Below are 13,218 nucleotides of genomic sequence, written 5' to 3'. Positions count from 1 at the left end.
CCTATGTCGACAACCTTCAAACCCGCCTGGTGGCTTCCCGGCCCGCACCTGCAGACACTGTGGAATCCTCTCTGTCGCCGGCCACCCCGGCTGGAGCGGCGGCGTGAACGACTATGGCTGGACGATGGCGACTTCCTCGACCAGGACTGGCACGGCCCGCACGACGCCCATGCGCCGCTGGTGCTGGTGCTGCACGGACTGACCGGCAGCTCCGGCTCGCTCTACGTCCTCGGTCTGCAGCAGGCGCTGGCAGCCAGGGGCTGGGCCAGCGTGGCGCTGAACTGGCGCGGCTGCTCGGGCGAACCGAATCTGCTACCGCGCGGCTATCACTCTGGCGCCAGCGAAGACCTGGCCGCCGCGATCAATCACCTGCGTGCGCAACGCCCGCTGGCTCCGCTATACGCCGTTGGCTATTCGCTGGGCGGCAACGTCCTGCTCAAGTACCTGGGCGAAAGCGGCAAGCAGAGTCAGCTGCAAGGCGCCGTGGCGGTGTCGGTGCCGTTTCGTCTGGATCAGTGCGCCGACCGCATCGGCCTGGGTTTCTCCCGGGTGTACCAGGCGCACTTCATGCGCGAGATGGTCGCCTACGTGAACAACAAGCAGCGCCTGTTCAGCGAACAGGGGCAAAGCGAGCGCCTGTCGGTACTGAAACGCCTCGGCCCGCTGGACGGCATGCGCACCTTCTGGGATTTCGACGGGCGCATCACCGCGCCGCTGCACGGCTTCACCGATGCCCATGACTACTACCACCGCGCCTCAAGCCGCTTCTACCTGGGAAAAATCCGCACGCGTACGCTGATCATTCAGGCCGAAGATGACCCCTTCATCTTCCGCCACAGCCTACCGGAGCCAGGCGAACTATCGTCTGTCACCGAGTTCGAGCTGCACTCCCGCGGCGGCCATGTCGGCTTTGTCGACGGCAGCCCGCGCAGCCCCGGTTACTACCTGGAACGGCGCATCCCGGCCTGGCTCGCGGCGATCACTCAGAGGACCTGCTCCAGCGGTACATAGAGCCGCTCGCAGAGCGCCTCCAGCGCCACCCGCGCTGATGGCGTCACATAACCACTTTCCAGCGCCAGCACCTGATAAATACCGCGGCGCATGCTGTCCTGGCTGAGGTTGTCCGAATGCGTGCCGGTGCTGCAGAGAAAGCGCACCCAGGAGGTCATGATGATCCAGGCGTTAAGCGTCAGCGCCTCGGTCTGTGCCGGCGTCACCTCAAGAATGCCGGCCTCGACGAAGCCTTGGTAGATCGTCCGGGCGCCATCCAGGCAGCGCCGGGCAAAGGCCCGATAGCGTTCAGCCAGTTCCGTATCGGCATCGAGCAAGTGCTCCAGATCGCGGTGCAGGAAGCGGTAGTGCCACATGGCCGCCAGCAGCGCCTCCAGGTAGAAGGTCTTGTCCTCCATCGTCAGGGCGCGACCGACCGGCAGCCGCAGGAAGCTGTCGACCCGCTCTTCGTACTGCGCGAACAGCTCGGCGATGATCATCTGCTTGTTGCGGAAGTGGTAGTACAGGTTGCCCGGGGAGATGCCCAGATGTGCGGCAATGTGGTTGGTGGTGACATTGCGCTCGCCCTGGCCGTTGAACAGGGCCAGACTGGCTGCAACGATGCGGTCACGGGTCTTCGATGGCGCCATCACGCGGCTCGACTCAATTGCAAAAGGAAACAAAGATACAGGCGCAGCTCTCGCGGCGTTACCCCGGGGCTGCACAACTACTCACAAACGGCTGTTTGACAGATTAGAGCAATTACTCTAAAAATCCAGCTCAGCCGGCCCGACAGTGCCTGCCGCCAACCGCCCTGCCGAGGATCACGCCATGGCCGCCGACGTCGCACACCCGCTCCAAACCCCGCAGTCAGTCGAGCAGATGCAAAGCACCTTCGCCCTACAGCGCACGGCGTTCGCCGGCAATCCCATGCCTCCGGCCGAGCAGCGCATCCAGTGGCTCAAGACCCTGCGCCAGCTGCTCGTCCAGGAGAAACAGGCGCTGATCCAGGCCATCAGCGAAGACTTCAGCAATCGCTCCGCCGACGAGACCCTGCTCGCCGAGCTGATGCCCAGCCTGCACGGTATCGACTACGCCATCCGGCACATCCGCAAGTGGATGAAACCCTCGCGGCGCAGCGTTGGCATGCAGTTCATGCCGGCTTCGGCCAAGGTTATTTATCAGCCGCTGGGCGTGGTCGGCATCATCGTGCCGTGGAACTACCCCCTGTTTCTCGCCATCGGCCCGCTGACCGGGGCACTGGTCGCCGGCAACCGGGTGATGATCAAGATGAGCGAGTCCACGCCGGTTACTTCGCAGCTGGTCAAGGATCTGCTGGCACGGATCTTCCCCGAGGATCTGGTCAGCGTAGTGCTGGGCGAAGCGGAAGTCGGCATGGCCTTTTCAAAGCTGCCGTTCGATCACCTGCTGTTCACCGGTGCCACCAGCATCGGCAAGCATGTGATGCGCGCCGCCGCCGAGAACCTGACTCCGGTGACCCTGGAACTGGGCGGCAAGTCGCCTGCCATCGTTTCAGCCGAGGTGCCGCTGGCGGATGCCGCCGAGCGCATCGCCTTCGGCAAGACCCTCAACGCCGGGCAGACCTGCGTGGCACCGGACTACGTGCTGGTGCCGCGTAACCGCGTCGACGGCTTCGTCAGCGCCTATCGCGAGGCGGTGCAGCGTTTCTACCCGCAGCTCAAGGACAACCCGGACTACACCGCGATCATCAACGAGCGCCAGCTGGCCCGCCTCAACGGCTACCTGCAGGACGCCGAGGCCAAAGGCGCGCGCATCGTCGCGCTCTACCCCGAGGCGCAGGGCCGACGCCTGCCACAGAGCCTGGTGCTGGACGTCAATGACGACATGAAGCTGATGCAGGACGAGATCTTCGGCCCGCTGCTGCCGATCGTTCCCTACGATCGCATCGAAGACGCCTTCGCCTACGTCAACGCACGACCGCGGCCACTGGCGCTGTACTACTTCGGCTACGACAAGCGCGAGCAACAGCGCGTGCTGCACGAGACCCACTCCGGCGGCGTGTGCCTGAACGACACCCTGCTGCATGTCGCCCAGGACGATATGCCGTTCGGCGGCGTCGGCCCGTCGGGCATGGGCCACTACCACGGCCACGAAGGCTTCCTGACCTTCAGCAAGGCCAAGGGCGTGTTCATCAAGCAGCGCTTCAACGCCGCACGGCTGATCTACCCGCCCTATGGCAAGGCGATCCAGAAGCTGGTCTACAAGCTGTTCGTACGCTGATCAACGCGGGCAGAGCCCGCTCTACGCCTGGTGATAACAACAATGAACGACACCACCCTCAGCGCGCCGCAACTGTCGCGGCGCAGCCTGCTCAAGGTCGGCCTGCTGGGCTCGGCGCTGCTCGGCACTGCCGGGCTGACTGCCACCCTCAGCGGCTGTTCGGCCAGCACCCCGGCCAGCGGCTATCTGATCCTGCGCAGCAGCGACCTGCCATTTCTGCGTGCGCTGATCCCGGTGATGCTGGATGGCGCCGTCAGCGCCGAGCGGATGCCGCAGGCCATCGAGGGCACATTGAAGAGTCTCGACAACGGCCTGGCGCACCTGTCGCCGCAGATGCTGAAACTCACCGTGCAGCTGTTCGACGTGCTGGCCCTGCCGCTTACCCGCGGCCCGCTGACCGGCGTATGGGGCAGCTGGGACAGCGCCAGTGCCGATGACGTGCGCAATTTCCTCAGCCGCTGGCAGAACAGCAGCCTGAGCCTGCTGCGCATGGGCCACGCCTCGCTGCTGCAACTGGTGATGATGGCTTGGTACAGCCGCCAGGAAGCCTGGGCTCATTGCGGCTACCCCGGCCCACCGACCGTATGACGGCCCAACTGCAGAGAGCATCGCGGCTGAAGCCGCTCCCACGGGATACGGGCCGTTTGTGTAGGAGCGGATTTATCCGCGATGAGGACGAGCACCAAGCTCGTGACTCCAGACGGCCCTACTACAAGAAGAGAAGGTGAAATGCCTGTACCCGATCTGTTCAAGCATGGCCTGGCCAACGGGTGGAAGACCTACGACGGTTCGCGCCTGGAAAACGACCTGACGCTGGAGGCCGACGTCGCCATCGTCGGCAGCGGCGCCGGTGGCGGCACCACGGCGGAAATCCTCAGCGCTGCCGGCTACAAGGTGCTGCTGATCGAGGAAGGCCCGCTCAAGACCAGCGATGACTTCAGGATGCAGGAAGCCGAGGCCTATCCCTCGCTGTATCAGGAAGGTATCGGCCGCATGAGCAAGGATGGCGCCATCACCATCCTGCAGGGTCGGGCCGTGGGCGGCACCACGCTGATCAACTGGACCAGCAGCTTCCGTACCCCGCCGCAGACCCTGGCGCACTGGGCCGAAGTACATGGGGTGAAAGGCCATGACGTCGAGTCCATGGCGCCCTGGTTCGAGAAGATGGAGCAGCGCCTGGGCGTAGCCCCCTGGATGGTGCCGCCCAATGCCAACAACGAGGTAATCCGCACCGGCTGCGACAAGCTCGGTTATCACTGGGCGCCGATCCCGCGCAACGTGCGCGGCTGCTGGAACCTCGGCTACTGCGGCATGGGCTGCCCGACCAACGCCAAGCAGTCGATGCTGGTGACCACCATCCCCGCCACCCTCGATGCCGGCGGTGAGCTGCTCTACCTGGCGCGTGCCGACAGGCTGCTGATCGAAGGCGACAAGGTGGTCGGCATCGACTGCCTGGGCATGGACGAGCGCTGTGTGGCACCCAACGGCAAGCGCATCCGCGTCAAGGCGCGGCATTACGTGCTGGCCGGCGGCGGCATCAACACACCCGGCATCCTGCTGCGCTCCGCGGCGCCCGACCCGCACAAGCGCGTCGGCCGGCGCACTTACCTGCACCTGGTGAATTTCTCCGCGGCGCAGTTCGAACAGGTCATCAACCCGTTCTACGGTGCGCCGCAGTCGCTGTACTCCGATCATTTCCAGTGGGACGACGGCACCACCGGGCGCCTGTCCTACAAGCTGGAAGTGCCGCCGCTGCAGCCGGCGCTGACCGCCACCCTGCTCGGCGACTTCGGCCGCGAGAACGCCCTGCGCATGGAGCAGTTGCCGCACACCAACGTGATGCTCGCCCTGCTGCGTGACGGCTTCCACCCGGACTGCGCCGAAGGCCGCGTGGAACTACGTGGCGACGGCAGCCCGGTGCTCGACTACCCGATGACCGATTACACTTGGGACGGTGTGCGCCGTGCCTTCCTGACCATGGCCGAAATCCAGTTCGCCGCGGGCGCCAGGGCGGTGATGCCGACTCACGCCGATGCCCGGTTCGTCAGCACCTGGCGCGAGGCCAGGGAGATGATCGAGAACCTCGAGCTGGCGCTGTACCGCACCCGTCTGGGCAGCGCCCACGTGATGGGCGGTTGCGCCATGGGTGAAGACCCGCAACAGGCAGTGACCGACAGCCTCGGCCGCCACCACCAGCTGGAGAACCTGTCGATCCACGACGGCTCGCTGTTTCCCACCAGCATCGGCGCCAACCCGCAGCTGTCGATCTATGGGCTGACTGCAAAGCTTGCCACCCTGCTGGCCCGGCGGCTGCGGGCCTGAAACCGGCCTGCAGCTCTGGGCCGCGGCTTTTCCGGCAGATGCACAGCCCACGCTGATCCCCCTGTGCTCGCCATGCTTGGCCGGGGGGAAGCGCTGCGCTACCATCCGCGACTCTTGCCGCCTCGAACAGGACGAAGCGATGAATCGAGTGTTGTACCCGGGTACCTTCGACCCCATCACCAAAGGCCATGGCGATCTGGTCGAGCGTGCCGCACGGCTGTTCGATCACGTCATCATCGCCGTTGCCGCCAGCCCCCGGAAGAACCCGCTGTTCTCCCTGGAGCAACGCGTCGAACTGGCTCGCGAGGTCACCAAGCACCTGCCCAATGTCGAAGTGGTTGGTTTCTCCACCCTGCTCGCGCATTTCGTCAAGGAGCAAGGTGCCAATGTTTTCCTGCGTGGCCTGCGCGCGGTATCGGACTTCGAATACGAATTCCAGCTGGCCAACATGAACCGTCAGCTCGCACCGGACGTGGAAAGCCTGTTTCTCACCCCCTCGGAGAAATATTCCTTCATTTCCTCGACCCTGGTCCGAGAAATTGCCGCGCTCGGCGGCGACATCTCCCAGTTCGTCCACCCGGCGGTGGCCGAAGCCCTGAAGGCGCGTTTCTCCAAGGCCTGAACTGAACGCCAGTTGCACGGGTGCGCATGGCGCCTGTGCGGTGAATCCGGCACAATTGGCCACTTCGTTGTCCGTAACATGTCGGGTTCCGCGCCCCGACAGGAGCCGTTCCATGTCCCTGATCATCACCGACGACTGCATCAACTGCGACGTCTGCGAACCCGAGTGCCCCAACGGGGCGATTTCCCAGGGCGAGGAGATCTACGTGATCGACCCCAACCTGTGCACCGAGTGCGTCGGGCACTATGACGAACCACAGTGCCAGCAGGTCTGCCCGGTCGACTGCATTCCGCTCGACGAAAACAACGTCGAGAGCCGCGAGCAACTGATGGAAAAGTACCGCCGCATCACCGGCAAGGGCTGATTCACCCGGCTACCGGCCACGGCTGCTAAGCTTGCAGCCTCCCAGGCCAACCGGAAACACCCCATGCTGCGCCAGCTCCTGCTTGCCACCCTGCTGCTCGGTAGCAGCCTGCTGATCCAGGCAGCTCCCCAGCAGTCTGCCATCGCCACAGCCCACCCGGCTGCCACCGCCGCCGCCCGACAGATGCTGGAAGCCGGTGGCAACGCCTTTGATGCCGCCATTGCCGCCAGTGCCGCGCTGGCCGTGGTCGAACCCTATGGATCGGGCATCGGCGGCGGCGGCTTCTTCCTCCTGCGCAAAGCCGGCGAAGTGGCCGACTACGTTTTTCTCGATGCCCGCGAGCGCGCACCGCTACAGGCCGATGCCGATCTCTACGTACGCAACGGCCAGGTACAGCGCCAGCTTTCCCTGGACGGCGCACTGGCGGCGGCCATCCCCGGACTGCCAGCGGCACTGGTGGAGCTCGCCGAACGTCATGGGCGACTGCCACTGAGCAGCAGCCTGGCGCCGGCAATCCATCTGGCTGAAGCAGGGTTTGCGGTGGATTCTGTCTATCGCGAGCGAACCGGCTGGCGTCTGGCCGCCCTGCGCAATGATGCGGAAAGCGCCCGACTGTTTCTCGATGAAGGCAACATACCCGGCGAAGGGTATCTGCTGCGCCAGCCCGAGCTGGCCGCGACCCTGCAAACACTTGCCGAACACGGCCGCGCCGGTTTCTATGCCGGCCCGCTGGCTGAGCGACTGGTTGACGGCGTGCGACAGGCCGGGGGCATCTGGACGACCGAGGATCTTCTGCAGTACCAGGTGGTTCGCCGCCCCCCCTTGCACTTCACCCTGGACGATGGTCGTGAACTGATCAGCGCACCACCACCCTCAGCCGGCGGCGTGGCACTGGCACAGAGCCTGGCGATCCTCTCCCGTCTGCCCTGGCGCGAGGCCGAACCGGTACAGCGGGTGCACTATGTCGTGGAGGCCCTGCGCCGCGCCTACCGCGACCGCAGCCTGCTGGGCGATCCGGATTTTGTCGACAACCCGCTGGAGCAACTGCTGGCTCCTGCGCATCTGGCAGCCCTGGCCGCCAGTATCGACGCCTTCCACGCCACCCCCAGCAGCAGTCTGGCGCCGGCCACCCGTTGGCACGAGGGCGACCACACCACCCACTTTGCCATCCTCGACCGCGAAGGCAATGCCGTATCCGCCACCCTGTCGATCAACCTACCGTTCGGCGCCGCCTTCACTGTGCCGGGCACCGGCGTGCTGCTCAATAACGAGATGGACGACTTCGCCGCCGACGTACAGGGTACCAACGCCTATGGCCTGACCGGTAGCCCGGTCAATGCGGTCGCTGCCGGCAAACGCCCGCTGTCGTCCATGAGCCCCAGCTTCATCGAGGATGGCGACAGTTTTGCCGCCTTTGGCACACCCGGCGGCAGCCGCATTCCCAGCATGGTGTTACTGGCAATGCTCGAATACCTCGACGGTCAACCGATCGAGCGTTGGCCCGGCGTACCGCGCTATCACCACCAGTTCATGCCCGATGTACTCGAACATGAGCCGGACACGTTCAATGCGACGCAGATCACCGAACTCGAACGCCGCGGTCACAACCTAAAACGTCTGGAGCGGACTTACGGCAACCAGCAGGTGCTGTTCTGGGACAAACGCAGCGGCACGGTACAGGCGGCCAGCGATCCACGCGGCATAGGCAGCACGGCGACCGGCAACTGAGCGCTACAGCGCCCGGGAGCCCCTCAGGCAAGCTGGATCAGCCTTTCCCCGTCCTCCCCCAGGCGTCGCAGTTCTCGGAACAGCGCCTGCTCGTCGCCCAGCATCAGGACATTGCGCAAGCTCTGGAAAATACGACTGACGTAGCCCAGGTCGTTCATCAAGGAACTGGTCTGCAGGCCGTCGAGACGACCGTTGCGCACATCGGCGAACAGGCGCTGGCGGAACTGCGCATCGAAGCCCGCCGCCTGCCCGTCCAGCCATTGCAGGCGCGAGCGCCAGGCCTCCTCCGGCAGATCTGCGCGGGCCAGCTCGCGCACTTCGTGCAGGCTGAACAGCAGGTGGCGCCGCAATTCCACATAGGCCTCGCGCACAGCCGAAGGCGATGCTTCAAGGTAATGGCCGAGATTCTTCTGCAGGTGCTTGGCATCCTTGACCGCATCCACCAGTTGCAGCGCAGCCAACTGACAGCCGACCCAGAATTGCTGATGCGCCTCATCCATCGGCAGCTCCATGCGCCCCATGAAACTCAGCAGATCCGCATATACGCCCTTGATGTGGCACTGGTACAGATGATCGGCATCGAAGCCTCCGGGACCGGGCCGGGCTTGCAGCAGGCGTTCGTCGGCCCGAGCCTGTGCCAGTTGGTCCACCGGTAGGAAGAGCGCGTGACAGATCACCTCCAGACTCAAGCGCCCAAGGTGTCCCAACTCCTGCACCACCGCCACTGACGCCGACTCTACCGAGTCCAGTGCCCTTTCATTGAGGTAACGCGCCCGGGTGCGCTCCGGCTCGCTTATGGCCGCAGGCATCGCCAGCTCGGTGATCAGTACCTGCGGCTCACTACGCTCCGGCAACCAGCGAATCAGCTGCTGCGCCAGGCGCCCCTGCAACGGCCAGAACAGCAGCACGCCCATGGCGTTGAACAGGGTATGGAACATCGCCAGCTGGATCAGGCTGTTGTCGCTCAGGCCCAGCAAGCCGGCCAGCTTGAGCACCAGCCAGGTAAGCGGCTGCAACAGCACGAACGCCAACACCCCGGTGACCAGATTGAACAGCACATGAGCCAGCGCCAACCGCTGGCCACTGCGATTTCCCCCCAGCGAGCCGACGAATCCGGTGGTCACACTGCTACCGACGTTCGAGCCAATGGCGATGGCCAGGCTCTGGCCCAGTTCCAGCTGACCACCGGCCAGCGCCGCCAGGGTCAGCATCAGCGTGGCATGGCTGGACTGTAGCACCACGGTGATGGCCATGCCGATGGCGGTGAACAGCAGGGCGCCGCGCAGGCCACCTTCCTGATAGCCGGTCATGTCCAGACCGTCGCCGAAGCTGGAGAAGCCCTCCTTGATCTGATCGATGCCGAGGAAGATGAAGGCAACACCCAGCACAATCCGCCCGGCCGACTTGCTTCTGCTTCCGAAGAAACCAGCCAGCACACCGAACACCAGCAGCGGCAGAGCCAGCGGACTGAGACTGAGATTCTGCCCGGCCAGCGCCAGCAGCCAGATGCCACTGGTGGCACCAAGGTTGGCGCCAAAGAGAATGGCGATGCCCCCTGCCAGTTGGATCAACCCGGTACTGATGAAAGCAATAGTCAGCAGCGACACCAGCGTGCTGGACTGCAGTAGCAGAGTGCCACCAACCCCGAATAACAGCCCTTTAAATGGCGTCGCAGTGCTGTGCCCAAGAATCTGCTCCAGCTTGCTGCCGGCCAGCTGTCGCAGGCCCTCCTCCAGACACTGCATGCCGAACAGGAACACCGCCAGCCCCGCGCACAACTGAAGCCAGCCCTGACTGAACCAGAACGAGGCCATCAAACCCAGCACCATCAGCAACAGCATGACCCAGCGCAGGTACTTCATTGCCCCCCCTTTCATCCTAATCGGGCACTACCTGTACAGCGGCAGGCGCGCCACATCGCACCCCCGGACGCAAAACGGCCTCTCGCCCCGGGAGAGGCGAGAGGCCGCTGCAGAGCTTACCCGCGAATCAGTCGTGCTTGTAGCCGCTGCTGGTGCAACCCAAGCAACGCACGAAGGCTTCCCGCCCCGGCTCCACTACCAGAGCTTCGGCAGCTTCACCCACATTACCGCCCAAGGCAGTGAACGGCAGGCTGACCACGAAAGCCACGGCACCCACGGCAGTTGCTCCGATCAACAGCGGGCGCGCCACAACCAGATCGCCGATCATGGAAAATGCCTTGGGAGCCTCGACGGAGTAGTACGGATCGCCACTGACATTTTGCTGAGCTACGTCCGCCTGCACTGGCAGCGCCAGCAGGCCGGAGGTCAGCGCCAGGACAGCAGCGGGAGTGCGAAGCGCTTTCATGGGTCGATCCTTCAGGTGTTATTCGGGAAAGTGCCAGTAACTATAACAGCGCCTAGACACTTGTCAGCGTGACGGACATCAATCGCCGTGAAAGGCATATTCCGGTTTCTTCGGCACGAACGGCCTGAAGAATTCGAAGATTGCCGCCAGATCCGCCTTCTCGTCCCCCGTGGGATGAAAGACCGGGCCGATCACCACACGCCGGTTTCCGTAGTCCAGCGCCCCCAGAACGATGGGTACGCCTGCGCCAAGGGCGATGTGATAGAAGCCCATCTTCCAGCGCTCGACCTTCTTGCGCGTACCCTCCGGCGACAGCACCAGGATGAAGTTGTCATGCTCACGAAAGGCCTGTACCGCCTGTTCCACGGTGTTGCCCTGGCGGTCGCGACGAATCGGGATGCCGCCCCAGGCGCGCAACAGGCCACCGAACGGCCAGCGAAAGATGCTGTGCTTGCCGAACCAGCGGACATTGAGGCGCAGTACGAACTTCAGCGCGATGAACACCACAAAATCCCAGTTGGACGTATGGTGGGCACCGATAGCGACGAACTTGTTCAATGCCGGCAGTTGTCCCTCGATACGCCAGCCCATGAGTTTCAGGACGCTGCGCCCAAGCCATTCGGCGGCACGGTTGGGCGGAAGGAAATTGCCGGACATCGATGATCCTTAGTCGTGCTGGTCGTTACCCTGCTCGTCAGCGCTGGCAGCGCGGACAGTAGACGCTGGAGCGCTGACCCAGTCGGATCTCTCGCAGCGTCGAACCACAATGCTTGCAGAACTGTCCGCCACGTCCATAGACGAACAGCTCCTGCTGGAAGTAGCCGGGCTGCCCGTCACCACCGACGAAGTCCCGCAGCGTAGTGCCACCCCTCTCGATAGCCAGCGTCAGAATACGCTTGATCTCCTCAGCCAGACGTAGGTAGCGGGCCCGGGAAATGCTGCCTGCCTCGCGCCGCGGATCGATGCCGGCGGCGAACAGCGCCTCGGTAGCGTAGATATTGCCCACGCCTACGACCACCGCGTTGTCCATGATGAACGGCTTGACCGCCATGCTGCGCCCGCGCGACAGCTGATACAGCCGTTCACCATCGAAACCGTCGGCAAGCGGCTCCGGCCCGAGCCGGCTAAGCAGCTCGTGACGCAACGGATCCTCGCTCCAGAGCAGCGCGCCGAAACGCCGCGGATCGGTGTAGCGCAGCGCCAGTCCGGACTCCAGTTCGATATCCACATGCTCATGACGAGCGGCGGGCAGGCCGCTCTCGACCAGCCGCAGGCTACCGGACATACCCAAGTGAGCGATCAGGCACCCCGCCTCGGCGCGGATCAAGAGGTACTTGGCACGGCGCTCGACACACTGGATGCGCTGGCCGGACAGGCGCACGTCCAGATCCTCAGGGATTGGCCAGCGCAGGCGGCGCTCACGGACGATCACGCGGCGAACCCGAAGGCCTTCAAGATAAGGGGCGATTCCGCGGCGGGTGGTTTCGACTTCAGGTAATTCGGGCATGACGACAGTACGGGAGAAATGCGGCGAGCAACCTTAGCAGGGGACAGGCGGCCTGGCGAAGGCTCTCAGGTCGGTCCCAGGTCACGAATCGTCTCGCGCAGGTTTTCGAAGTCGTATTCGGACAGGCCGACATAGTCCAGCACCAGTGCTTCGATGCTGCTCCACTCATGATCCTCGCTCTGATTGCCCAGAATTTGATAACTGCGACAGATGTGTTCGGCCATCTTGAGAATGGCCAACAGATTCTTCAACTGAGCATCACGGCTATCGTCACTGAACACCGCCAATGCATTGTGGTGGTTGGCAATGGCCTCGCACAGGTGCATCGGCAGATTCCACGATTTGGCCGTGAAATAACCGACCACAGCATGGTTGGTATTGAGCAGGCGGTTTTCCGTATCCACCACACGCCGCTCGGGGCCAGCACTGGCATAGGACTCCTCCAGCACCTCCATGTAGTTGGGGAAGCGCTTGAGCATCAGCGGAATGCCGCAGTTGTGGAACAGCCCCAGGGTGTAGGCTTCGTCCATCAGTTCACAACCCACCCGCTTGGCCAGCGTCATACAGGTCATGGCCACGTCCTGAGTGGTATCCCAGAAGCGGTTCAGCGTGACAATGGTCTCGTCGCTCATTTCCCCGCGGATCGACAGGGCATTGACCATATTGATCACCGAGCGACTGCCGAGCAGATTGACCGCACGCTGGATCGAACCAACCTTGTTCACCAATCCAAAGTAGGGTGAATTGACGATCTTCAGCAGCGCACCGGAAAGCCCGGGATCCTGACTGATCAGTCGCGCAATGGCCTTCAGATCCGGATTGGGCATGACCTGCTCGAACTGCAGGTCAACCATGATTTGTGGCTGCGGCGGCACGCTGATGCCTTGCAGAAACTTCTGGATCTGCTCGGAAGAAAGCTCTTTGTCCATGGAGACAGAAAGGAAAAAGTGATGGAGCGCACAGTCTACCCTGCACAAGCGACTTTTTGCCTACCTGGCGAGGAGAAAACTTCGTCATCAGCCAGACCGGCGGCGAGGATTTTCCCGCGTTGTGCGCGCAGGCGGCGGGCAGCTCGTTTAAAATCCGCGTCTTTGC

Annotated in this window: 13 protein-coding genes; 7 read left to right on the top strand and 6 right to left on the bottom strand. The window is 63.7% G+C overall.

Features of this window, described 5'->3' with window-relative positions:
* Window positions 1-3: 3 nt before the first annotated feature.
* Complete coding sequence (locus NCCP436_RS09975) at window positions 4-1,011, top strand: YheT family hydrolase (protein ID WP_375709483.1); 1,008 nt, start codon at window positions 4-6, stop codon at window positions 1,009-1,011.
* Here NCCP436_RS09975 and NCCP436_RS09970 read toward each other — a convergent pair.
* On the bottom strand, window positions 984-1,640 hold the full coding sequence (locus NCCP436_RS09970; RefSeq protein WP_220803841.1) for a TetR/AcrR family transcriptional regulator: 657 nt from the start codon (window positions 1,638-1,640) through the stop codon (window positions 984-986). The two genes, NCCP436_RS09975 and NCCP436_RS09970, sit on opposite strands and share 28 nt — an antisense overlap.
* Before the next feature lie 181 nt (window positions 1,641-1,821).
* On the opposite strand from NCCP436_RS09970, the gene NCCP436_RS09965 reads away from it, so the two are divergent.
* The 6 genes from NCCP436_RS09965 (at window position 1,822) to ggt (ending at window position 8,288) form a co-directional block, all read left to right on the top strand.
* Window positions 1,822-3,252 carry a coniferyl aldehyde dehydrogenase gene (locus tag NCCP436_RS09965; protein WP_220803840.1) on the top strand — a complete coding sequence of 477 codons (1,431 nt, stop codon included), beginning with the start codon at window positions 1,822-1,824 and terminating at the stop codon, window positions 3,250-3,252.
* Between the two features lie 42 nt (window positions 3,253-3,294).
* Window positions 3,295-3,840, top strand: coding sequence for a twin-arginine translocation pathway signal protein (locus NCCP436_RS09960; RefSeq protein ID WP_220803839.1), 546 nt, complete (start codon window positions 3,295-3,297; stop codon window positions 3,838-3,840).
* Between the two features lie 141 nt (window positions 3,841-3,981).
* Window positions 3,982-5,574: a GMC family oxidoreductase gene (locus NCCP436_RS09955; protein ID WP_220803838.1), complete on the top strand. Its 1,593-nt coding sequence runs from the start codon at window positions 3,982-3,984 to the stop codon at window positions 5,572-5,574.
* A 139-nt stretch (window positions 5,575-5,713) separates the two neighbouring features.
* Window positions 5,714-6,196, top strand: a complete 483-nt coding sequence (gene coaD, locus NCCP436_RS09950; protein WP_220803837.1) for a pantetheine-phosphate adenylyltransferase — start codon at window positions 5,714-5,716, stop codon at window positions 6,194-6,196.
* A gap of 112 nt (window positions 6,197-6,308) precedes the next feature.
* Window positions 6,309-6,560, top strand: coding sequence for a YfhL family 4Fe-4S dicluster ferredoxin (locus tag NCCP436_RS09945; protein ID WP_220803836.1), 252 nt, complete (start codon window positions 6,309-6,311; stop codon window positions 6,558-6,560).
* A gap of 63 nt (window positions 6,561-6,623) precedes the next feature.
* The gene (ggt, locus tag NCCP436_RS09940; RefSeq protein WP_220803835.1) at window positions 6,624-8,288 is read left to right on the top strand and encodes a gamma-glutamyltransferase; all 1,665 of its coding nucleotides are present in this window, start codon (window positions 6,624-6,626) and stop codon (window positions 8,286-8,288) included.
* A 23-nt stretch (window positions 8,289-8,311) separates the two neighbouring features.
* Here the strand turns inward: ggt and NCCP436_RS09935 are convergent, their stop codons facing one another.
* From NCCP436_RS09935 to NCCP436_RS09915, 5 genes are all read right to left on the bottom strand, one after another.
* Window positions 8,312-10,150 (bottom strand): Na/Pi cotransporter family protein, encoded by a 1,839-nt coding sequence (locus tag NCCP436_RS09935; protein ID WP_220803834.1) that lies wholly within the window; start codon window positions 10,148-10,150, stop codon window positions 8,312-8,314.
* 127 nt (window positions 10,151-10,277) lie between these two features.
* Complete coding sequence (locus tag NCCP436_RS09930) at window positions 10,278-10,616, bottom strand: multidrug transporter (RefSeq protein WP_220803833.1); 339 nt, start codon at window positions 10,614-10,616, stop codon at window positions 10,278-10,280.
* 78 nt (window positions 10,617-10,694) lie between these two features.
* The gene (locus NCCP436_RS09925; protein WP_220803832.1) at window positions 10,695-11,273 is read right to left on the bottom strand and encodes a lysophospholipid acyltransferase family protein; all 579 of its coding nucleotides are present in this window, start codon (window positions 11,271-11,273) and stop codon (window positions 10,695-10,697) included.
* A gap of 37 nt (window positions 11,274-11,310) precedes the next feature.
* Window positions 11,311-12,123, bottom strand: coding sequence for a bifunctional DNA-formamidopyrimidine glycosylase/DNA-(apurinic or apyrimidinic site) lyase (gene mutM, locus NCCP436_RS09920; RefSeq protein WP_220803831.1), 813 nt, complete (start codon window positions 12,121-12,123; stop codon window positions 11,311-11,313).
* Between the two features lie 65 nt (window positions 12,124-12,188).
* Entirely contained in the window at window positions 12,189-12,998 is an 810-nt protein-coding gene (locus NCCP436_RS09915) for an HDOD domain-containing protein (protein ID WP_220803899.1), read from the bottom strand.
* Between the last annotated feature and the right edge of the window lie 220 nt (window positions 12,999-13,218).

The sequence above is a fragment of the Pseudomonas sp. NCCP-436 genome, assembly GCF_019656335.1.
GTDB lineage: Bacteria > Pseudomonadota > Gammaproteobacteria > Pseudomonadales > Pseudomonadaceae > Aquipseudomonas.
The sequence above is the reverse complement of the archived record's forward strand: the minus strand, read 5'-3'. Positions and strand labels throughout refer to the sequence as shown.

Bases quoted from the DNA above. Each gene is read 5' to 3' on its own strand.
- NCCP436_RS09975 (WP_375709483.1), top strand. From the start codon at position 4: ATGTCGACAACCTTCAAACCCGCCTGGTGGCTTCCCGGCCCGCACCTG.
- NCCP436_RS09970 (WP_220803841.1), bottom strand. From the start codon at position 1,640: ATGGCGCCATCGAAGACCCGTGACCGCATCGTTGCAGCCAGTCTGGCC.
- NCCP436_RS09965 (WP_220803840.1), top strand. From the start codon at position 1,822: ATGGCCGCCGACGTCGCACACCCGCTCCAAACCCCGCAGTCAGTCGAG.
- NCCP436_RS09960 (WP_220803839.1), top strand. From the start codon at position 3,295: ATGAACGACACCACCCTCAGCGCGCCGCAACTGTCGCGGCGCAGCCTG.
- NCCP436_RS09955 (WP_220803838.1), top strand. From the start codon at position 3,982: ATGCCTGTACCCGATCTGTTCAAGCATGGCCTGGCCAACGGGTGGAAG.
- coaD (WP_220803837.1), top strand. From the start codon at position 5,714: ATGAATCGAGTGTTGTACCCGGGTACCTTCGACCCCATCACCAAAGGC.
- NCCP436_RS09945 (WP_220803836.1), top strand. From the start codon at position 6,309: ATGTCCCTGATCATCACCGACGACTGCATCAACTGCGACGTCTGCGAA.
- ggt (WP_220803835.1), top strand. From the start codon at position 6,624: ATGCTGCGCCAGCTCCTGCTTGCCACCCTGCTGCTCGGTAGCAGCCTG.
- NCCP436_RS09935 (WP_220803834.1), bottom strand. From the start codon at position 10,150: ATGAAGTACCTGCGCTGGGTCATGCTGTTGCTGATGGTGCTGGGTTTG.
- NCCP436_RS09930 (WP_220803833.1), bottom strand. From the start codon at position 10,616: ATGAAAGCGCTTCGCACTCCCGCTGCTGTCCTGGCGCTGACCTCCGGC.
- NCCP436_RS09925 (WP_220803832.1), bottom strand. From the start codon at position 11,273: ATGTCCGGCAATTTCCTTCCGCCCAACCGTGCCGCCGAATGGCTTGGG.
- mutM (WP_220803831.1), bottom strand. From the start codon at position 12,123: ATGCCCGAATTACCTGAAGTCGAAACCACCCGCCGCGGAATCGCCCCT.